This window comes from Sporosarcina pasadenensis, assembly GCF_047228845.1.
Classification (GTDB): domain Bacteria; phylum Bacillota; class Bacilli; order Bacillales_A; family Planococcaceae; genus Sporosarcina.
The window spans coordinates 1-20947 of record NZ_JBFEGM010000016.1 but is presented as its reverse complement, the minus strand read 5'-3'; the positions used below and the strand labels follow the sequence as shown (position 1 = coordinate 20947).

The 20947-nt window shown below is 48.6% G+C and carries 23 protein-coding genes; 14 read left to right on the top strand and 9 right to left on the bottom strand.

All coding sequences use genetic code 11. From position 1 onward, the window contains the following. Positions 1 to 413 precede the first annotated feature (413 nt). The 3 genes from AB1K89_RS16545 (at position 414) to AB1K89_RS16535 (ending at position 3208) form a co-directional block, all read left to right on the top strand. Complete coding sequence (locus AB1K89_RS16545; protein ID WP_413055806.1) at positions 414 to 1520, top strand: hypothetical protein; 1107 nt, start codon at positions 414 to 416, stop codon at positions 1518 to 1520. A 72-nt stretch (positions 1521 to 1592) separates the two neighbouring features. Then, complete coding sequence (locus AB1K89_RS16540) at positions 1593 to 2783, top strand: glycine C-acetyltransferase (protein WP_413055805.1); 1191 nt, start codon at positions 1593 to 1595, stop codon at positions 2781 to 2783. A gap of 140 nt (positions 2784 to 2923) precedes the next feature. Then, positions 2924 to 3208: a DUF6958 family protein gene (locus tag AB1K89_RS16535; RefSeq protein ID WP_413055804.1), complete on the top strand. Its 285-nt coding sequence runs from the start codon at positions 2924 to 2926 to the stop codon at positions 3206 to 3208. 70 nt (positions 3209 to 3278) lie between these two features. On the opposite strand, the gene AB1K89_RS16530 is transcribed toward AB1K89_RS16535, so the two are convergent. Beyond that, complete coding sequence (locus tag AB1K89_RS16530; RefSeq protein WP_413055803.1) at positions 3279 to 3449, bottom strand: hypothetical protein; 171 nt, start codon at positions 3447 to 3449, stop codon at positions 3279 to 3281. A gap of 3 nt (positions 3450 to 3452) precedes the next feature. Beyond that, on the bottom strand, positions 3453 to 4109 hold the full coding sequence (locus AB1K89_RS16525; protein WP_413055802.1) for a hypothetical protein: 657 nt from the start codon (positions 4107 to 4109) through the stop codon (positions 3453 to 3455). A 190-nt stretch (positions 4110 to 4299) separates the two neighbouring features. Between AB1K89_RS16525 and AB1K89_RS16520 the strand changes: the two genes are divergently transcribed. Next, on the top strand, positions 4300 to 5244 hold the full coding sequence (locus AB1K89_RS16520; RefSeq protein ID WP_413055801.1) for an L-threonine 3-dehydrogenase: 945 nt from the start codon (positions 4300 to 4302) through the stop codon (positions 5242 to 5244). 47 nt (positions 5245 to 5291) lie between these two features. Here the strand turns inward: AB1K89_RS16520 and AB1K89_RS16515 are convergent, their stop codons facing one another. The 4 genes from AB1K89_RS16515 to thiD form a co-directional block, all read right to left on the bottom strand. Then, positions 5292 to 6644, bottom strand: a complete 1353-nt coding sequence (locus tag AB1K89_RS16515; protein ID WP_413055800.1) for a YjiH family protein — start codon at positions 6642 to 6644, stop codon at positions 5292 to 5294. Between the two features lie 183 nt (positions 6645 to 6827). Then, entirely contained in the window at positions 6828 to 7511 is a 684-nt protein-coding gene (gene bshB2 / locus AB1K89_RS16510; protein ID WP_413055799.1) for a bacillithiol biosynthesis deacetylase BshB2, read from the bottom strand. Positions 7512 to 7539: 28 nt separating this feature from the next. After that, the gene (locus AB1K89_RS16505; RefSeq protein ID WP_413055798.1) at positions 7540 to 7890 is read right to left on the bottom strand and encodes a YojF family protein; all 351 of its coding nucleotides are present in this window, start codon (positions 7888 to 7890) and stop codon (positions 7540 to 7542) included. Between the two features lie 283 nt (positions 7891 to 8173). After that, positions 8174 to 9007 (bottom strand): bifunctional hydroxymethylpyrimidine kinase/phosphomethylpyrimidine kinase, encoded by an 834-nt coding sequence (gene thiD / locus AB1K89_RS16500; protein ID WP_413055797.1) that lies wholly within the window; start codon positions 9005 to 9007, stop codon positions 8174 to 8176. A gap of 355 nt (positions 9008 to 9362) precedes the next feature. Here thiD and AB1K89_RS16495 point away from each other — a divergent pair, with 355 nt between their 5' ends. From AB1K89_RS16495 to AB1K89_RS16475, 5 genes are all read left to right on the top strand, one after another. Next, on the top strand, positions 9363 to 10121 hold the full coding sequence (locus AB1K89_RS16495) for a DUF4230 domain-containing protein (RefSeq protein WP_413055796.1): 759 nt from the start codon (positions 9363 to 9365) through the stop codon (positions 10119 to 10121). A gap of 5 nt (positions 10122 to 10126) precedes the next feature. Beyond that, positions 10127 to 10813, top strand: a complete 687-nt coding sequence (locus AB1K89_RS16490) for a uracil-DNA glycosylase (protein WP_413055795.1) — start codon at positions 10127 to 10129, stop codon at positions 10811 to 10813. Between the two features lie 189 nt (positions 10814 to 11002). Continuing rightward, the gene (locus tag AB1K89_RS16485) at positions 11003 to 11266 is read left to right on the top strand and encodes a YwdI family protein (RefSeq protein WP_413055794.1); all 264 of its coding nucleotides are present in this window, start codon (positions 11003 to 11005) and stop codon (positions 11264 to 11266) included. Positions 11267 to 11359: 93 nt separating this feature from the next. Continuing rightward, complete coding sequence (locus AB1K89_RS16480) at positions 11360 to 11740, top strand: DUF423 domain-containing protein (RefSeq protein ID WP_413055793.1); 381 nt, start codon at positions 11360 to 11362, stop codon at positions 11738 to 11740. A 588-nt stretch (positions 11741 to 12328) separates the two neighbouring features. Then, positions 12329 to 13360, top strand: coding sequence for a beta-carotene 15,15'-monooxygenase (locus tag AB1K89_RS16475; protein ID WP_413055792.1), 1032 nt, complete (start codon positions 12329 to 12331; stop codon positions 13358 to 13360). 42 nt (positions 13361 to 13402) lie between these two features. Here the strand turns inward: AB1K89_RS16475 and AB1K89_RS16470 are convergent, their stop codons facing one another. Continuing rightward, a complete protein-coding gene (locus AB1K89_RS16470; RefSeq protein WP_413055791.1) occupies positions 13403 to 13759 on the bottom strand; it encodes a spore coat protein GerQ in 357 nt (118 codons plus the stop codon). 158 nt (positions 13760 to 13917) lie between these two features. Here AB1K89_RS16470 and AB1K89_RS16465 point away from each other — a divergent pair, with 158 nt between their 5' ends. Further along, positions 13918 to 14769 carry an aminopeptidase gene (locus AB1K89_RS16465; protein ID WP_413055790.1) on the top strand — a complete coding sequence of 284 codons (852 nt, stop codon included), beginning with the start codon at positions 13918 to 13920 and terminating at the stop codon, positions 14767 to 14769. A gap of 358 nt (positions 14770 to 15127) precedes the next feature. Then, positions 15128 to 15901 carry an alpha/beta fold hydrolase gene (locus AB1K89_RS16460; protein WP_413055789.1) on the top strand — a complete coding sequence of 258 codons (774 nt, stop codon included), beginning with the start codon at positions 15128 to 15130 and terminating at the stop codon, positions 15899 to 15901. A 223-nt stretch (positions 15902 to 16124) separates the two neighbouring features. On the opposite strand, the gene hemQ is transcribed toward AB1K89_RS16460, so the two are convergent. Next, positions 16125 to 16874, bottom strand: coding sequence for a hydrogen peroxide-dependent heme synthase (gene hemQ / locus AB1K89_RS16455; RefSeq protein ID WP_252501885.1), 750 nt, complete (start codon positions 16872 to 16874; stop codon positions 16125 to 16127). 188 nt (positions 16875 to 17062) lie between these two features. On the opposite strand from hemQ, the gene lipL reads away from it, so the two are divergent. Further along, positions 17063 to 17899, top strand: a complete 837-nt coding sequence (lipL, locus tag AB1K89_RS16450) for an octanoyl-[GcvH]:protein N-octanoyltransferase (protein ID WP_413055788.1) — start codon at positions 17063 to 17065, stop codon at positions 17897 to 17899. A 20-nt stretch (positions 17900 to 17919) separates the two neighbouring features. Here the strand turns inward: lipL and AB1K89_RS16445 are convergent, their stop codons facing one another. After that, positions 17920 to 18555: an RsfA family transcriptional regulator gene (locus AB1K89_RS16445; protein ID WP_413055787.1), complete on the bottom strand. Its 636-nt coding sequence runs from the start codon at positions 18553 to 18555 to the stop codon at positions 17920 to 17922. A 183-nt stretch (positions 18556 to 18738) separates the two neighbouring features. Between AB1K89_RS16445 and AB1K89_RS16440 the strand changes: the two genes are divergently transcribed. Together AB1K89_RS16440 and AB1K89_RS16435 are read left to right on the top strand one after the other, a co-directional pair. Continuing rightward, positions 18739 to 20034 (top strand): HD domain-containing protein, encoded by a 1296-nt coding sequence (locus tag AB1K89_RS16440; protein WP_413055786.1) that lies wholly within the window; start codon positions 18739 to 18741, stop codon positions 20032 to 20034. 1 nt (position 20035) lies between these two features. Beyond that, positions 20036 to 20545 (top strand): YwgA family protein, encoded by a 510-nt coding sequence (locus AB1K89_RS16435; protein ID WP_413055785.1) that lies wholly within the window; start codon positions 20036 to 20038, stop codon positions 20543 to 20545. The last annotated feature ends 402 nt before the right edge of the window (positions 20546 to 20947 follow it).

The window sequence follows — 20947 nt, the reverse complement described above, 5'->3', positions numbered from 1 at the left end:
CCTCCGGTAACTAAATAATGCTTCTAACAATCTGGCTCGTTTGTTAAATGAATACTTTAACTATATCCTATTCTATCGTAAAAGGCCCCTCTTTCCCTTTAATTAATTTAACTATTTCAAAACTTTTTCACAACTGTTTTTCAACAAATTAACAGGTGTTTTATGAGTACAATTAGCACTGTAATTCGCAATGGCACATAATTTAATGCGATGTTGTGAATTACCATGCTAATAGCTATGCCAATTCACCTGAATTTTAAGACGTAACGTTGATATAACTACAAAAACAGGGACACCAATTCATATGCGAATTGCGTCCCTAATTGGTATGTTATTTAATGTTTTCTCCCCGTGTTCCGAACCCGTTAGCAGACAAGCCGTGCTTTTTTTTATTGTCTGGGCATATGGTAGAAATGCAAGTAGTCAATTGGGAAAGGATGGTCATCATATACGGGACAATAACGGAATACATGGGGACAGCCTATACAGGGCTCGGGGTTGCGCATAAATACGATACTTTGATCGCCACCGCTAACAAGACGATTTTTTTGAAAGCACCGCCGACAAATGCGATATCAAAAGTATTGAACGATGCGGCTGCACACTTCATCAAAAGGGGCTATGACGTGGATCGCTTCAACAATCCAGTCCAGCCTGACAATACGGATGCCATATATGTGAAGGACCTTAGCTTATTTATTCTCCAAGCGTCCCACCCTGTTTCGATCGAGCCGACCGAAATCGGCGGACGCCACCACGTCATCAGCTTCTATGATGCTTACGACGAAGGGAAACTTCAAAGCCGCACGACTGAAATGGCCCAAATTGCAGACGAATCAAGTCGAGTGTTTACGAAAATGATGCAAGCGATGTCCGAAGCGAAAGGGATCCATGATGACTGGGAGCAAGTGAATATCGTCAGGATGATGTGGCATGAACATGAGCAACTGATCGAGTCGTTGAAAAATGAGCTTTTCGGCACGATGAAGCTGCATAAGAAATCGACAGTGTCGCACCGGATCGCCGGCTCGTTATCTCCAGGCGGGGCCCGTGATTTCATTCCTTCCATTACGAGCTGGACGAAGAGGAGGATCCTTATGAAAGGGTTGTCCGGGACGGGGAAATCGACCATGCTGAAAAACCTTGGCAAAGAGGCGGAGCGTCGGGGGATTGACGTGCTCTACGGCTGGTGCGGCCTAGATCCGACAAGTGTCGACATTTTGCTGTTGCCGGAGTTGTCGGTATGCTTGTTCGACGCGACCCAGCCGCATGAATATGATCCTGAAAGTCCATTGGATGAAGTGCTCGATCTCGTCTCGATGTGCACGGAAGATGCGGAAGCGGAAGAGAAGATCCGTGAAATCAGTGGGCGATACAAGGAGAGGATCATGGACGCGACAGGTTATATGCATGCGTATGCGCACAGCGAGAACAGGCTGCGTGAAGTCGTCGATCAGGCGATTATTAGGAAGACTTTCGAGGAAAAAGCACGTCAACTTTCAAAATGGATTGATGTATAAAACGATTCCTTCTGCGAGAATCGCCCACTTATGCTAAAATGGGGGCATCAATCGTTTGAAAGGAAGATCATTTTGTCAAAAGTGCTCGATGCGTTTTTACAGGAAAATTTACAGGAACTGCGCGACCAAGGCCTCTACAATGTAATCGATCCGGTAGAAGGTCCGAACGGTCCTGTTATTAAAATTAATGGGAAAGATTTAATCAATCTATCCTCAAATAACTATTTAGGGTTAGCGACGGACGAAGATTTGAAAAAACTCGCGATTGCGGCGACGGAAAAATACGGCGTCGGTGCGGGAGCAGTCCGTACGATCAATGGAACACTAGATATTCATATTGAACTTGAGAAGAAGCTTGCGGAATTTAAAGGGACGGAAGCTGCAATTTCCTACCAATCCGGCTTCAACTGTAACATGGCGGCAATTTCTGCGGTCATGAATAAACAGGACGCCATTCTTTCAGATGAATTGAACCACGCTTCGATCATCGACGGCTGCCGCCTGTCCGGCGCGAAGATCATCCGCGTCAAGCACCAGGATATGGACGATTTGCGTGCAAAAGCGAAAGAAGCGAAGGAGTCCGGCCAATACGGCAAGTTGATGTATATTACTGACGGCGTGTTTTCAATGGACGGCAACATCGCGAAGCTTCCTGAAATCGTGGAAATCGCGAAGGAATTCGATTTGATCACCTATGTCGACGATGCGCATGGATCTGGCGTAACGGGCAAAGGGAAAGGGACTGTGAAGCATTTCGGTCTCGAAAAAGAGATCGATTTCCAAATCGGAACACTATCGAAAGCGATTGGCGTTGTCGGCGGCTATGTTGCCGGGAAACAGGAGTTAATCGACTGGTTGAAAGTACGCTCCCGTCCGTTTTTATTCTCCACAGCTTTGCCGGCAGGCGATGTTGCTGCTATCATGGGCGCGCTGGACAAAATCATGGAATCTACTGAGCTACATGATAAGTTATGGGAGAATGGAAGCTACTTGAAAAAAGGATTGAAGGAATTGGGCTTCAACATTGGTGTTTCCGAAACGCCGATCACGCCATGCATCGTCGGCGATGAGAAGTTGACGCAGGAATTCTCGAAACGGTTGATCGAAGAAGGCGTATACGCGAAGTCAATCGTGTTCCCGACTGTTCCGAAGGGCAAAGGGCGCGTGCGCAATATGCCGATCGCTTCCCACACGAAGGAAATGCTCGATGATGCACTTGCTATCTATGAAAAAGTCGGAAAAGAACTCGGCGTCATTTCGTAAGAATAGATGAAAGACGACTGTCGTATCAGTGTAATGCTGATGCGGCAGTTTTTTTGATTTTCGGGTATAAATTGAGTTTTATTCTTCTGGAAAGAGGGTAATAGATACGAAGCAGATCACTTTGAAAAGGTGGGCCACGAATGCGATACAATGAAAGCGTCCAACTTTTGCAATCGAACGGCAGAGCCGGAGCGTCGATTGTGAAATTCAGATATGAAAAGATCAAAAAAGTGATGCTCATGATCATTCGTGAAGCGGGCATCATCTCATTCGAAGAGCTATCGAACAGGACATTGAAAAGATTGACGCCGTTCGATGGAAACAATCGGTGGTATATGGAAGCGATTGTGACGGATCTCGAAGCGAGGGGCCAGCTTGTATGCCTGTTGCTTAACGGTCAATTATTCGTGAAATCCGTAGGGTAAGCACTATAAATAAATGAAATAAGCCCATCTTAGAAGAGATGGGCTATTTTTGCGTTATTCGGTTTTTCATCTACCTCGTCGGCAAGTGGACTTGTTTGGCAACTTCATCGTGGAAAACGGTCGTCAGTTCTCCGTTCGGGAGTTCGACGTCATATTGCATCGGTTCATTCGGCCGTATTTCGACGATCAGGCCTCGTCTTCCATCCTTCAACTCCACGAAAGCCTCTTCCATGAAGTCCATTTTTCACACCTCCTCGGTCGAAAAGACTCCTTCCGCCATTCTCTTCAACATATAATGCACGACATAACGCTGCATGCCGACTGCATTTCTCGTTGCTAGCGCAGCTTCAGTTTGGAATGCATCCTTCTGTCCCTGCTTCAAGGCGATGATCGCTTTGAGGGAGTGGACCATCCACGGAGTCCGTACCTTCGACAAAGATTCAGAAGACTTCTCCTTGTTATTACTCATTGTATACCCAATTCCCGCATAATAATCACGGTAGAAAGTAGTCGTCATCTTCTTCGATGTTTCTATTAAACGTCTCCAATCCTTTTGGAATACTAGCAGATTGGCATTATACACATCTTGCACTTCCGCTTGTGGATAGGACTTCAATATTTTATTCAATGAATCGTGAATCTCCTTATCGGTTCCGTGTGCCAAGGCATAAGCATAGCTGAAGATCGGTTTATTCTGATGGTTGGCCAAATAGCGGTCAATTAGTTTCAGGCTCCTTGATCTGTAAATGATATAGAAAGGATAGCCCATCGTCAAAATGAAAGTGAACAACATAATAATCGTGAAAACGAGCCATGTCTGCAGTCCTGTTAAAAATAATGCAACCGCCAACAAGGCACTGATAATAATGACTACTATAAAATTGGCATATTTACTGAACATCGTGCACCTCAATGTTTTTTCTATAGTATACCAGAAAAATAAAAGGAAAAGATGATATAGGAGGAATAGCTGTTGTGTTTTGCAGGCACACATAATATAATCTTTCTGTGTTGATATGAATGAGTTTACTTATTTATTAAAAAACAATGTCCTGCCCATAAATACATATGAATTTTAGGAGGAGTTAAGATTGAAAAAGATAATGGTGACTGGCGCACTAGGCCAGATAGGTTCGGAATTGATTGGTAAATTGCAAAAAGAATATGGTGAAGATAATGTGCTATCGACAGACATCCGTCAGCCGTTGCAACCGGTTGCGGGACCGTTTGAAGTGCTCGATGTGACGGATGGTAAGAAGATGTATGACGTGGCGAAGGATTTCGGCGCAGACACAATTATGCATATGGCGGCACTTCTATCCGCCACAGCCGAAGCAAAGCCGCTATTTGCATGGAATCTTAACATGGGAGGCCTCATGAATGCGCTTGAAGTGGCGCGTGAGCTTAACATGCAATTTTTCACCCCGAGCTCGATTGGGGCATTCGGACCTTCCACTCCGAAGGTGAATACACCTCAGGACACTCTGCAACGACCAACGACGATGTATGGTGTCAATAAAGTATCGGGTGAGTTATTATGCGACTATTACTATCATCGATTCGGCCTCGACACGCGCGGTGTGCGCTTCCCAGGATTGATTTCGTACGTGGCGCAGCCGGGCGGGGGAACGACGGATTATGCAGTGGATATTTATTATAAGGCGATTACGGAAGGGAAGTACGAGTCCTTCATAGCAGAAGGTACGTATATGGACATGATGTATATGCCTGACGCTTTGCAAGCAATCGTCGACCTTATGGAAGCGGATCCTGCGAAATTGACGCACCGCAATGCGTTCAATGTGACGGCGATGAGCTTCGAGCCGGGCGAGATAGCAGCATCCATCCGTAAGCATATCCCTGGCTTTGAAATGTCCTACAACGTCGATCCGGTCCGTCAAGCGATTGCAGACAGCTGGCCAAATAGCATCGACCCGTCAGCAGCCGTTGCGGAGTGGGGATTCCATGCGACTTACGATTTGGATTCGATGACAGTCGACATGTTGGAGAAACTGAAAAAGAAATTGAATGCATAATATGAAAAAGCCGCTGATCCGGAATTGGGATCAGCGGCTTTTATTCATTAAAACAGTAGATGTGCAACGCCTGCAACGATTGGCAGTGCGATGAGCGTACGCAATAGGAAAATGACGATCAAGTCTAGAATATTAATAGGGATTTTTGTTCCGAGAATCAAACCGCCGACCTCGGACATGTAAATAAGCTGAACGACTGAAATCGTCGCAATCGTGAACAACGTAATTGGCGATGTGATTGAGCCATCAGCCAAAATGACTGGCAAGAACATGTCCGCAAAACCGACCACCATTGTCTGTGCAGCTGCCGCAGCTTCCGGAATGCCCAATACGGCAAGAATCGGCTCGAACGGCTTCCCTAAGAACGTGAAGACGCCTGTATATTCCGCAAGCATGAGTGCAACCGTACCAAATGCCATAACGACCGGCGCGACGCCAATCCACATATCAAGCACATTGCGCATGCCATCGGTGAAGATCCTCCCGATGGAGCGGTTCTTCGAAGCGGTATCTAACGCATTTTCCAGTCCGTGGCTAAACACGTTATAACCTTCAGGCAGTTGCTCTTCTTCGCCCGTGAACTTCCGGCCGTCGATATACTCAGCCTTCTTGCCTCTGAGCGGATAAATGCGCGGCATGATGAGCGCCAAAATGACACCAGTGAGAAGCACTGTTCCGTAAAACGGAAGGAAGTAGTTGGACATGCCGACCGTGTCGATAATAACGAGTGAAAACGTAATGGAAACAACTGAAAACGTCGTTGCGATGATCGCTGCTTCCCTTTGTGTATAATGGCCGTCCTCATATTGCTTGCTCGTCAGCAGGACGCCGATTGTACCATCGCCGATCCATGAAGCGAGCGCATCGATGGAGGAACGTCCTGGCAAATTGAACAATGGACGCATTACTTTCACCATCATCGTACCGAAAAACTCCAAAAGACCGAAGTTCAATAACAATGGCAATAAAAGACCTGCAAATAGGAAAATCGTAAATAAGAACGAAACAAGGCCATCCGGTGCTAGAAGCAAGCCGCCCGTGTTTTCATTCCAGATTGCCTCAGGTCCAATTTGGAACGTGACCATGATGGCGAAAATAGCGCCGATAATACGAGTGACGACCCAAAATGGCGTCACTTTGAACAATCCTTCCATAAGAGAAGGGTTAGAACTTGAACGCGGGATGAAGGCATAGAGCAACGATCCGAGCGCCGCGATTATAATAATAATCATTGCCGTCATCGGCATGGCCGGTTCGAGCCAGCCGGATAGGATATCCGCAAGTTTTGCAATTGGAACCTTCCATTCTTCCCCAAATTTCAGAGGAATCATGAAGAGGATAATGCCGAGTATAGATGGAATTAGAAAGTAGAGCCATGTGGATAAATGATGTGTTTTCAACTCTCTCTTGCCCCTTTATGAATAAAGTATCAGTATTCTTGTATAATCATACATACTATCGATTTTTCATCCAGTTGTAAATACAATGGAAAGAAATTGACCTTTTCAGTCTATTGATTAAGTTATGAAAAGGCCCCGTCTGCGTTTGCGACGGGGCGCAGCTGCTTCACGTCTAGTTCCTTGTCATTCGAAGTCCTTATTCCAACGGTACGTGAAAAACTTCTCTTCGTGCAGCCATTTCAATGCTTCAGGGTCTTTTTCGGCCAATCTTTTTTCCATATCCCGCATCATCCAGACGGTTTGGGAAGCGTGTGCGTTCAATGTATTGAGCTTTTTTTGCGCAGCCCCTTCGACATTATGGAGGATGTCGGGTGCGCCGAGCACTTCCGCGGTATTATTTGCGAACGCGATCGTATATAATGTCGGACGTTCAGATTCCTTCATCCTTCTGGCGGCACGGACGACGGCGCGTCCTGTTGCGTCATGGTCTGGATGGACGGAGAGTCCTGGGTAGAATGTAATGATGAGGGATGGGTTCGTATCTTCGATCAAATCGGTGACGAGCTTGATCATCTTTTCGTCATCCTCGAATTCAATCGTCTTATCGCGCAATCCCATCATCCGAAGATCCGTAAGTCCCATGGCGGCCGCCGCGTTTTTTAATTCCTGCTTGCGGATTTGCGGCAGCGTTTCGCGGTTTGCGAAAGGGGGATTTCCTAGGTTCCGTCCCATTTCGCCTAGCGTCAGACAGGCGTACGTAACAGGGACCCCCATTTCGATATATGTGGAAATCGTACCCGACACGCCGAAAGCTTCGTCGTCCGGGTGCGGAAAAATGACGAGTACGTGGCGTTCTTCTTTAATCATCGAAAAGCCTCCTTAACAATCAAACAGCTTAATATGTAAACGGTGTTTCACTAATTTCGAGCGCGACTGCAAGTTTTCCGTCTGGATCGAGCCCTGCCATGAGCAGTCTGTCGTGTTCGTCGACCGTGTAATGGGTGATCCCTTGCGCATAGATCCAACCCGAAGGAAGCTTCAGCCCTACTCGATGCGGCGATTCGCCCGCCACCTTGCCAAGTTCATATTTGACGACGACATTCCGGATGAATGCCCCCGCATTGAAAAATCCTTCCTTGAAATGGGCGGCATACGCGCCATTCGTCGTTTCAAGATGGATGTAAACGTCTTTATTCGCATAGGAATTCAGCAATTCCTGCAACCGATCCGGTTTCACGATGTCCATGAAAAATCCTCCTTCTTACAAAAGCACATATCCCAAGTATATAGAAAAGTGTAAATGAATGCGATTAGCGTGCCTCAAAACATTTTAAGTTTGTAGGTCAAAGGTCACGAAATGACAATATAACTTGGGAAATGATCGATAAGTTTCGGGAAATGACCGATAACTTCGCCGAATTGATCGATATCCTACGGGAAATGATCGATAACCGCCGGGAATTGATCGAAACTTTTTGACGGACAAAAAAAGGCCAGAAGAATCGAATGCTCTTCTGGCCTTTATGAAATCAAATTTCTGTCGTTGTAATGTCCGGTGCGCCTACACGGTTTTTTGCGCCGTGCATTACGGGACCGACGTATTCATTCAACTTCCAGCCGTTCGCAATTGCGGCTGTAACGAATTTCTTCGCTTCGATGACCGCTTCTTTCACGTCAAGGCCATTTGCGAGATTCGCTGTAATGGCAGCGGCGAACGTACAGCCCGCACCATGGTTATAGTGCGTATCCGTTTTTTCTGCTTCGAGCAACGTGAATGTCTTGCCGTCGTAAAACAGATCCGCTGCTTTGTCATGCTGAAGCTGCTTGCCGCCTTTAATGACGACATTGCGCGCGCCGAGAGAATGGATCTTTTCGGCCACCGATTTCATCTGCTCGATCGTCGAAGGTGTTTTCATGCTCGCCAGTTGGCCGGCTTCGAACAAGTTCGGCGTCACAATTTCCGCTTTTGGAAGCAAGTATTCCACCATCGCGTCGACAGTTCCCGGGTTGAGGACTTCGTCTTCGCCTTTACATACCATGACGGGATCGATGACGACGTGGTCGAGCCCGGATTCCGCAATCGCCTCGCCTGCAGTTTGGATGACTTCCTCCGTGCTGAGCATGCCTGTCTTAATGGCGTCGATGCCTGTCGAAAGAGCTGTTTTGAGTTGCGCTTTCAATACATCGATCGGAAGTGAATAGACGCCGTGGCTCCAATTGTTATCGGGATCCATCGTCACAACGACCGTCAAAGCTGTCATGCCGTATGTCCCGTGCTCCTGGAACGTTTTCAGGTCGGCTTGGATTCCCGCGCCGCCTGATGTATCTGATCCTGCGATCGTCAATGTCTTTTTCATAGTCATAGCTGGATGTCTCCTTCGTGTTGGATTACATTCACAGTTAATAGTAATCAAATTTATGAAAATATACAATTATTCCAATTGCGGTAGCGGTTTATGCGTGATTTTCGTCGTTTATGCGCAAATACGAGGACTTATGAGCAAATAATAGAATTTATGCGCATTTGCAGTCGTTTATGCGTAAATGGATGAATATATGCGTGAATCTACGGATTTATGCGTAGTTGGGGGTTTTGAAATAAAAGGCTGATGAACATAGGCTTATCTGTTGTCGGCTTCGAAACTTTTAGATAGTCTAAACGTACAACTATATGTAAATATGTGCGATTACGAGTGTCGAAGGAAGGTGAAAAAGGGTATGGAAGATAAAAAGAAACTGCAAGAAATTGAAAAACTGTTGAAAGAATTGAAGGCGTCTGAATCTGAAAGTGCGGTCACCGTTGAAGAAGCGCTCGGCAGGAAAAAGAGATCTTGGCGTCCGCGCGTGCCGTTCAAGTTTCTTTTTATGTGGAAACGATGGACTCTCTTACTGGCCGTTCTCATTTTGATCACCGTCATTTCATTACCATTCGTAGCCTTTCAATTTTTGAAACTAGGGAGCACTTTCACGGAGCAGAAAGGTGTGTTCCTCGAACATATACAAGATCTGAATGAAATGGCGACAGCGGAGGCGTATACGAAAGTCATCATCGAACGCCAGGACAACCAGCTGTTCGGACAAAGCATCGGCCTGAACGTGCCAGGGACGAAGCGGCAGCTTCTTGTCGTCGTACCAGGTTCGGTGAAGGCGGGCGTCGATTTGTCCAAGCTTACTGAAAAAGATGTCATTATAGATGAAAAGAATAAAACCGCGAAGCTCACATTGCCAGCCGCGACCTTCCTCGGAGGGGCGGAAATTTATTTCGATCAAGTCGAAGTGTATTCCTATGAAGGCGTTTTCCGTCAAAAGGCGGACATTGAAGAGGCGTACGAACTTGCTGCTGAGGCGAAGAAACTCATCGTCGAGGAGGCGACCGGCCAAGGCGTGCTGAAGACGGCGCAATTCAACGCGGAGAAGACGTTAAAGGAAATGTTTTCATTCGCGGGGTACGACGTGACGATTGAATTCAAGGAGTGAGATGCTTGGAGAAAAAGAGATTCGGGAATGATTGGGATGAAGTGCTTGCGGAGCAATTCCAGCTACCATACTACTTGCAGCTTCGCGATTTCCTCAAAAAAGAATACGAAAGCCATAATGTGTATCCGCTCATGGATGATATGTGGACAGCCTTCAAACTGACCCCGTTCAACGACGTGAAAGTGGTCGTGCTCGGCCAGGATCCGTATCACGGGCCAGGACAAGCGCATGGCCTTAGCTTTTCGGTGAAGCCCGGCGTCAAGATTCCGCCGAGTTTGCGGAATATGTTCAAGGAATTGCAGTCCGATATCGGGTGCGCCATTCCGGAAACGGGAACATTGACGGGCTGGGCGAACCAGGGCGTGCTTATGCTCAACACCGTCCTCACTGTGAGGGAGGGGGAGGCGCACTCCCACCGGAAGAAAGGTTGGGAGCAGTTCACCGACGAAGTGATCCGTAACTTGTCCGAGCGCGAGGAGCCGGTCGTTTTCATCCTTTGGGGGCGCCCGGCGCAAGAGAAAAAGAAGCTCATCGATTTAAATAAAAATGCTGTCATCGAAGCAGTCCATCCGAGCCCGCTTAGCGCAAGCCGGGGCTTTTTCGGCAGTCGTCCATACACCAAGGCGAATGCAATTTTGGAAGAGTGGAATAAAACGCCGATCGACTGGTGCCGGACTAGGGACGGGCTGTAAGGGAAGAGGTGGCCGCATGGCTGTAAATTGCTTTCAATGTCAATACTTTTTCGTAACATGGGATCCGAAAAGCCCGCGCGGGTGCAAGGCGTATGGTTTCAAAGCCCGGGAACTGCCGTCCATCGTTGTGAGGCGATCATCGGGTATGGAATGTTTGAAATATGAACCGAAGAAAGGGGGTGCTAGACAATGATTACAACAGACCGGATCATCGAGGAAATGCAGCGCCAGCTTAATTACGCGAAAACCGCAGAAGACGATCAAGCCGTCCGCGAGGCGCTGACAGCGATTCGGGCACTCTGCCAAGTCGTTCTCGCTAGCAACGACAAGAAAGACGAGCCGATCATTACGCCGAGAACGATGGCGATTTCCCATAAGCCGCAAATTTCGTCATTGGAAGGCAGGCATTTGGAGGAAGACGACGCAAACGGCGGCTCGATCTTTGACTTCTAATTGTTAGAAACTTGTCGTGAATGCGGTTTGAATGAAAGGTAAAAGCGTTTATCATTAGGGAGAAAGCATTTAGAGCGGAAAGTAGGGAATCATATGCCATTTTTCATTATCGCAGGCGCCGTCAACGCGGCACTTGCCGTTGCACTTGGCGCATTCGGAGCGCATGCACTGAAAGAGCGCCTATCCGAACGGTACCTCGCCATCTGGGAAACAGCCGTCCAATACCAAATGTTCCATGCTATCGGACTCATCGCGATCGGCATCCTCATGAGCACATCGCTCTTCGGCCCGTCGACCGCTTTGTCGTGGGCAGGATACTTGCTGCTCGCCGGCATCATCATCTTCTCCGGCAGCCTTTACATCCTCAGCCTGTCCGGCATCGGCATATTGGGCGCCATCACCCCAATCGGCGGCGTCGCCTTCATCGTGGGCTGGATCATGCTCATCATCGCAACGGTGAAGTTCGGAAAATAACATGGAAACGGTTTGAAGAATCTGTTCTTCAGACCGTTTTTTTTGAATCGCGTCATGGGGGAGGGGGGCCGCGCCCAAAGTGAGTGTTTCCGCGCCCAAAGTGAGTGCCTCCGCGCCCAAAGTGAGTGCTCCCGCGCCCAAAGTGAGTGCCTCCGCGCCCAAAGTGAGTGCCTCCGCGCCCAAAGTGAGTGCCTCCGCGCCCAAAGTGCGTGCTCCCGCGCCCAAAGTGCGTGCTCCCGCGCCCGAAGTGAGTGCCTCCGCGCCCAAAGTGAGTGCTTCCGCGCCCAAAGTGCGTGCTCCCGCGCCCAAAGTGAGTGCTTCCGCGCCCAAAGTGAGTGCTTCCGCGCCCAAAGTGAGTGCTTCCGCGCCCAAAGTGAGTGCTTCCGCGTCCAAAGTGAGTGCTTCCGCGCCCAAAGTGCGTGCTCCCGCGCCCAAAGTGCGTGCTCCCGCGTCCAAAGCGAGTCCCCGCGCGCCCAAGGCAAGTTCCTCCGCACGTCCAAACTCATGAAATTCTCCATAAATCTGTCAAAACTATCCTGTAATCCTTTTCCCACTTCTTAGTAAACTAGAAGAAAAGGGGGAGTTTCCATGGTGTTGACCCGTCAACGTTCAAAGCAAAGCATCCTTGCCGTATTGCTGTTGCTTGTCCTTGTAAGTAATTATTTGGCTTATCGGCTTCCCGCCATACCATTGCCGGCGGATCCGCGTGGTGTTGTCATCGGTTCTATGCTGGACTTGGCAATCGTTGCACCGCTTCTCATACTTGCAATGACGCGCAAAAAGGGCTTCACGTTGAAACGCTTTTTCACATTCATGGTGATTGGTCTCGTCGCGGCCCGGTTCGTCATTCCTGGCGAGTATTTCGAGCCTTTCAAATTCATTCCATATGTTGCGATTGGCTTCGAGGGGTTCCTCCTACTGGCGGAAATCGGCCTCTTGTTTTTGCTCGCAAAGCATTTGCCGACGATTATGAAGGAAGTGAGGAGCACAAACTCCGGCCCAGCGCTTGTGAAGAATAAGGTATCGACCCATCCGTTCGTTTCCATCATAACTGCAGAATCGCTTATGTTTTATTATGCATTTGCTTCGTGGAAGAGGAAGCCATCCGCAGGGGAAACCATGTTTACTTTGCATCAGAAGACGAGCATGATTGCATTTTACGTCATGCTCATCCATGCAATCGTTATTGAGACAATCGGCATTCATTGGTGGCTGCATGGGAAATCCATGATCCTGTCCATTGTCCTGCTTATCTTGAATATCTACTCTGTCATTTACGTGATTGCGGATATTCAAACAGTGCGTCTCAATCCTTTGGCAATGAAAGAAAACCGTATGCATATTTCCCTTGGACTCGGGAAACGCATGGAAATTCCTTATGACGCGATTGAACAAATCGAATGGGGTGATGGGGCGGAACGTTACCCTTTGAAGGCCGTGGGTCTGATCGAGTTCATTGCGAAGGATATGGAGGAATCTAAGCCGAATTGCATCCTTCATTTTAAGGAGCCACTGAAGGCGACCTTGTTTATGGGTGTGGAGAGGGAGTTCCGCTCCGCCGCCATCCGTTTGGATGAACCGGAACGATTCCGCCATGCGCTTGAAAAGAAGTTGGGATAATAAAAAATCTTCCACTGCGAGGAGCAATGGAAGATTTTTTGTTCACATTGGTTGCTGGTTAAAATAATTTAGTTCTTCGTTAAACTCTGCATAGTCGAAATAGATCATCGGTATTAAATAGCGTTTACCGGCAGCTGTGCTCAAAATGACGTGATCCCGGCCGGCCGCTTCCACCATCCCTGGAATCGCCAGTGTATTCTTTCCGGGTTCAATGGCATGTTCGAAAGAGAAATGGAAGACGCCGGGCTTGCCCCGGTTGAGACGGAGAATGTTTTCGATATACGACTGCTCCCGAAAAGGAGGTCTTCCACCGTCACTGGCAGGAATCTGTGGCGGTGTTGCAGGCATTTGCATTTGCTGCTGCTGTTGAAAACCGGGATACCAATAATATTGAACCATGTTTTTCATCCTTTCATTTTTAAGCTTGCGGGCAATCCTGTTCCGTAGGGGAATAGAAGCAATGCGCCACGGGATAACCCCCTCGGTTCCACCATATGCTTTTGGGCTTTCGTTGATGACTGAAAAATATGTATACTATTGGGGAGGGGGGAGATCAAATGCAGTATGAAAATAATATTCCGGTTTTCTTGGAGTTCTGGGAATCGAATGAAGAGCCTGCGCTCGCCGACTTGGAATCGTATCTCAATGAGCATGTGGAAATATATGAAAAGTATTTTCCGATGCATTGTCCGAGGACGGAAGAGCGATTGTCAGCAGCACTCCAGAAATACGAAGGCAAGATTGACGACATCCGTTCCATCTCTGCCAGTTTGCCCGCCGTTATTCGGGAAGTGGATGAGAAGTATGAGCAGACATTCGGGTTAGGCTTGGACCTTTCGTTCAAACTGATGGTCGGCACGTTCGGGTCGAATGCATTCGTGACGAGGGATAATCGACGCGAAATCTATTTTGCCGTTGAAAAGCTTTCTGCGGAGCGCGACCATTTGAAAGTGATCACGGCGCATGAAATTGGGCATGTCACGCATTTTGCGATGGGAACACGAGACGGCTTGGACTGGTCCACTGTCGATTGGGGGCATGGCTTGACGACGCTTTTCACGGAAGGAGCGGCCACGTATTTATCGAAGCGGACAGTTCCAGGCCTTCAGAAGCCGGTCTATTTTTCATTCGATGACGAGGGTGAGCCATGGGTGAAGTGCTATGAGGACAATAAAGCTGAAGTGAAACGACGCTTTTTGGAGGACGCTTTAGGGGAATGGGATATGGCGAAGGAGAGGGAATGGTTCCGTCTATCTGGCGGCGCTTATTTCGGCTATAACCGAATCGGTTACATCCTCGGCACGGACTACGTAGAACAACTTGTCGAGCGGATCGGGGAGGATGCTGCGCTGACATATTGGAATGGGAATGATTTGAAGGCAGATATTGTGGAGTGGTTAGGAAAATGAACGATGAGGGCCGTCTTGGATGGCTCTTTTTTTGTTTGCGGAAAACGTTTCTTTGGGGTTTATGCGTCGTTTTAGCGATTTATGCGCGGAAAATGGATCTTATGCGTCGTTTTAGTGATTTATGCGTGAGAAAACAACTTTATGCGTAAATACACCCGTTTATGCGCGGGATTTTACGTTTATGCGTAAATGTAGACATTTATGCGTTAATTTGTGGCGTTATGCGTTTTTCGCGGACTTATGCGTGAATGAAGTGCGGCTTGTCGCGCTTAATGCTTTTGGCAAATAAACGGGCTCTTTATTGAAAAAACGAATTTGGGGTATGGATAAGCAAAGAGTTATACAGAGGAGTGGTAGGATGCCGACATTCAACTCGAATGGGACAGAGATTTATTACCAGGAGGAAGGTGAGGGCCTTCCGCTTGTGTTGCTGCACGGCTTGACGAGCAACAGCGAAATGTTCCGGCATGAAATCGACGAGTTCAAAAAGAGCTACCGGGTCATCGCACCTGACGCCCGCGGGCATGGGAATTCAGGGAAACCACCGCACTATGAATTGGAGGATCATATACGTGATGTCATCGGGCTAGTCGATTATCTGAAATTGGATTCATTTTACCTGATCGGTGTGTCGATGGGGAGTTACATAGCGCAGGGCGTTGCCATCGAATTGGGCGATCGGGTGAAGAAGCTCGTGCTCGTCGCGACGAAATCCCATGGCAAGCAGGCTTCCATGGAAGAGCTTTTCGATCGGTATGCCGATGAAATGAAGGGCATGACGCCGATCGATAAAATGGTCGCCGCCTCGAAATACATGTTCCACAATCAGACTGCAGTTGGAAAATGGCTCCATGAAACGGCTGAAAACAGCGAACAATTAACGTTGCATGAACAAGCGATTGCTTCGAAAGCATTGGAAGGATTCGATTTCCGGGACGATCTGCATCGGATCAGTGCCGAGACGCTCGTCATTGGCGGTTTGCACGATGGACTGAATCCGCCCGATTACGGAAAAGAGACTGCCGGACTTATTCCAGCGGGTGCCTTCCTGGAATTCAAGTTATCGGGCCACGCGCCGAATGTGGAACAGCATAGTCTGTTCATGGAAGTCGTCTCGAACTTCTTGGAATAATAGCAGAGCGATATCAGGCGTTCTCGCTGTTAATTCAGGCGGCTAGCTAGCTAGCGGTATCAGGCGGTCTTGCCGTTAATTCAGGCGGTTAGCTAGCAGTATCAGGCGGTCTAGTCGTCAGTTCAGGCGGTTAGCAAGCAGTATCAGGAGGTCTCGTTGTCAAATCAGGCGGTTAGCCGGTTACGCACAAAAAAAGAGCCTCATCGCAGGAGGCTCTTTTCCATTAAACTGTGAAAAACGATTGCTTCTTCTCGCCATCCAAAATCGTACCAATGAAGAACGAACCGAATACGCCGTAACGCGCGCTCACTTCATCGAAGCGCATTTCGTATACTAACTTCTTGAACTGGAGCACGTCGTCCGAGAACAATGTAACGCCCCATTCGAAATCGTCGAAACCTACGGAGCCGGAAATGATCTGTTTCACTTTGCCTGCGTATCCGCGGCCGATCATTCCGTGGCTTCGCATTAATTCCTTGCGCTTGTCCATGCTGAGCATATACCAGTTGTCTTCGCCGTCGCGCTTCTTGTCCATCGGGTAGAAGCAGATGTACTGATTGCGCGGCAGTTCCGGATATAGACGTCCACGCACATACGGATTCTGGTACGGATCTTCATCCGATTCGCCCGCAAGGTAGTTGGACAACTCTACGACAGATACATAGGAATAAGCCGGAATCGTATAATCGGCAATCGTTAATTTATTGAATTCAGCCTCGAGCTCCTGCAGTTCGTCGATTGTTGGACGCAAGATCATGAGCATGAAATCCGCTTTCTGCCCAACGACCGTGTAAAACGCATGGCTGCCCGTCTTCGCGTCATCCGCTTGCTGAAGTTTATCCAAATAAGCCATAAATTCGTCGATAGCTGCCTGGCGTTCCTCTTTTGAAATCAACTTCCAGGATGCCCAATCCATCGAGCGTAAATCATGTAGCACATACCAACCATCGAGTGTAATAGCTGCTTCGTTCATATGAATTCAAACTCCTTTAAACGTGATGTGATTCTACCCTTAGTGTAGCATAAACGAATCGAAAACACGGTTATTGCGCATAGAAGTCATACATTTGACAAGAATGAATGACTGTTCCCGCCCGCAGAACTGGTGTATGCTTATATCGGAAAAAAACGAAAGCAAAAAGATCATCAGGAGATATAGATATGTCCAATTTACAACTTCCCCAATGGCGTTTCATCGACGAATCGATAACCGCCAAAAACCGTTCTGCATTGGAGTCCTTCGCGATGGACGATACGCTCTGTCATCTCGTCGGCCAGAAAATGTCGGTGCCGACGGTCCGCACTTGGGTGCATGACGAAACGGTCGTCCTCGGCATCCAGGACCATCGGCTTCCGCATATCGAAAAGGCGCTGCCTATGTTCCAAGAAGCCGGCTATAAGGCGATCGTCCGGAATTCAGGCGGTCTCGCGGTCGTTTTGGATGAAGGCGTGCTCAATATTTCCATCGTCCTTTCCGAGCAGGAAGGGTCCATCGATATTCCGGAAGGGTATGAAGCGATGGTAGAATTCGTCCGCATGCTGTTCCCGGAAGTCGCGGAGCAGATTGAGGCGTATGAAATTGTCGGTTCCTACTGTCCCGGCTCGTATGACTTAAGCATCGGCGGCAGGAAGTTCGCGGGGATTTCGCAAAGGCGTTTGCGCCAAGGCGTCGCGGTCCAAGTGTACTTGTGCGTGGAAGGCAGCGGTGCCGAGCGCGCTCGCCTCATTCGCGATTTATATGAAGTCGGTCTGCAAGGAGAAGAGACGAAGTTCGCCTATCCGGAAATACGCCCGGAAGTGATGGCGTCGCTGTCGGAGCTGATCGGCGAGCCGCTGACGGTTGGAGAGGTAGGCATCCGCGTTCAGCTGCTGCTCCGTGCGCTATCCGAGGATGAAGTCCAGACGGGCGGCTTTACACCTGAAGAGATGGAGCTTTATTTGTTTTATTTGAATCGGGTCGTCGAGCGCAATCAGAAAATGCTTGCAAAAGGCCGATAACAAATGAAAAAACCGCCGGATCAGTGATTGATCGGCGGTTCTTTGGATACGAGATTTCCATTCCGCTCCATCGTGAAGACGGGAGCGGTGCGTTCGTTTTCATCTTCCAATGTAACGAGGCGGCGTGCCCGGTTCATGATTTGTACGAACTGTTCGTAGTCATTCCGGAGGGTTTTATTCTCCTGCTGCAATTTCTCGATTTCTTTTTGGAGAGCATCAATTTTGTCGTTTGCCATTTTAGCAGTCTGCTTCCATCTGAGCGATTCGGTGTCTCCACCGCCCGTATGATGTAAGCGAATTAAATAAGCTATGACTGTATCAAGCGATAAAGCGGATAAAGGAACAGCTGTCTTTTCATCCTGGTCAACACCTTGCGCAGGATTGTATAATTGCTGGCTGCGTCGTTTAAAGTCCGCGCCTAAAACGCGCATAGCCTGCTTCCGTTCTTTTTTCGCTTCTGCCAGCTCTTTTTCGTAATCGCGTCGGACGACTGCATTCCATCTGAAACCGCACGCGGCCGCGGTCCTGTTAAGCTTATCGCCAACCTCTTCAAACGCGCTTAGCTGTGTACTGCCTTCCCGGACGTGCCGTAGCACCGTCTCGGCTAATAAAATATCATTTTCCTCAAGCCAAGCATCCTGTCTAACTTTCACCATCTCCTTGCCTCCTGCCATGTTCATAGTCTCTTTCTTACGGTCAGTGTGTACAGTGTTCAAGCCTTTTATTCATCCAAACTTGAACGTAGGTCAAAATAATTGCAATCATTTTTATGAAAACCTTTCTTTTCTCTCGCTCAGATTTTGATATACTTAATTAAAATGCGTCGACGGAGGTGCGCGATGGACTATAAAAACGAAAAACTTTTCGAAGAGAAAGTATTCAAGGATCCGGTCCACCGGTATATCCATGTGCGCGACAAAGTCATATGGGACGTCATCGGGACGCGGGAATTCCAGCGACTTCGCAGGATTCGCCAGCTCGGGACGACGTATCTCGTTTTCCATGGGGCGGAACATAGCCGCTTCCAACACTCGCTCGGCGTCTATGAAATTGTAAGGCGGATCATTGACGACGGATTCAGCGGACGTGCCGAATGGAACGATGATGAACGGTTGTTGACGCTATGCGCGGCTTTGCTGCACGATCTCGGCCACGGCCCATTTTCGCATGCATTCGAAAAAGTGTTCACGCTCGATCACGAAAAGTTCACGCAAGCGATTTTAACAGGGGAGACGGAAGTGAATCAAGTCCTTCGCCGCGTCTCGCCCGATTTTCCACAGCAAGTGGCGGATGTCATCGGGAAAACATACCCGGACAAGCTTGTCGTCAGCCTCATTTCCAGCCAGATCGATGCCGACCGGATGGATTATTTACAGCGGGATGCATATTATACAGGCGTTTCCTACGGTCATTTCGATATGGAGCGGATTTTGCGCGTTATGCGGCCGGCCGAGGAGCAAGTAGTTATCAAGTTTAGCGGAATGCACGCAGTGGAAGATTATATTATGAGCCGATACCAAATGTATTGGCAAGTCTATTTCCACCCAGTCTCACGTAGTGCCGAAGTCATCCTCATGAAAATCCTTCATCGTGCTAAATATCTACATAACACTAGCTATCCGTTCAAGTATGAGCCTGTCCACTTCAAGTCGTTCTTCGATCGCACATTCGGCCTCGAGGAGTACCTATCATTGGACGAAGGCGTGCTCATGACGTATTTCCAATGGTGGCGCAAAGAAGAGGATGCTATATTAGCGGACTTGTGCGACCGTTTCCTCAACCGGAGACTGTTCCAATACGCCGAGTTCGACCCGGCGACGGAATACCGGAAAATCGGCGAGCTTGAAAAGCTGTTCAAGGAGGCGGGCATCGATCCGGAATATTATCTCGTTACGGATTCCTCTTCAGATCTGCCGTATGATTTTTACCGGCCCGGCGAAGAAAATGAGCGCGTGCCGATCTATTTGCAACTGTCAAACGGCGAGCTGAGCGAGCTGTCGCGTTCATCGGAAATCGTCGATGCCATTTCAGGCAAACGGCGTACCGACCATAAAATATATTTCCCCCAAGATGTTTTAGAGTCAAAGGGAAATCCGCTATATGAAAAGATTTTACAAATGTTAAGAGGTGAGTAAGTTGTTGCAGGAACATGCTAGGATTGTGCAATTCATTTCCATGGCAGAAGAAGTGCGCGGGCGGAAGAAACTGCAGAAGATGATCTATATCGCGAAAAAGATGGATTTCCCTTTCGCTGAAAAATACGAGTTGCATATGTACGGCCCCTATTCGGAGGAATTGACGCTCCGGGTCGAGGAGCTTTGCGAAATGGGCTTCCTGTCGGAGAGCTGCACGGACAAAGGATCGTACGTCCAATACAGCTACAACGTGACGGAAGAGGGCGGGCGATTCCTCGAAACGGCTGCAGCGCCGCATGAAAAACTTGCGGACTGCATTGATCGGCTGAACGGAAAAAGCTCAAGATTCTTGGAGCTCGTATCGACGTTGCTCTATTTCGATTACTTGCCGAAGGACGAGCAAGTTGCGAAAGTGCATATTGTAAAAAATAAACTGAATTTCACCGAAGACGAAATGCAGGCAGCATTTGATTTCATTGCAGAGCTGCAGGCGTGTTCGGTCATAGCATAAGTTACGGAAATCCCCTTTTGACGAGGGGGTTTTTTTGTTGGAATCGCGTCATGGGAGGCGTCCGCGTCCAAAGTGAGTGCCTACGCGTCCAAAGCGAGTGCTCACGCGTCCAAAGCGAGTGCTCACGCGTCCAAAGTGATTGCCCGCGCGTCCAAAGTGTGGTGCTCCGCGTCCAAAGCGAGTGCCCGCGCGTCCAAAGCAAGCCGCCGCGCGCTCAAAGGGGAGTCATCCGCGCTCAAAGCAAGCCGGCCGCGCGCTCAAAGGGGAGCCATCCGCGCTCAAAGCAAGCTGCGCGCGCTCAAAGGGGAGCCATCCACGCTCAAAACAAGCCGCCGCGCGCTCAAAGGGGAGTCATCCGCGCTCAAAGCAAGCCGGCCGCGCGCTCAAAGGGGAGCCATCCGC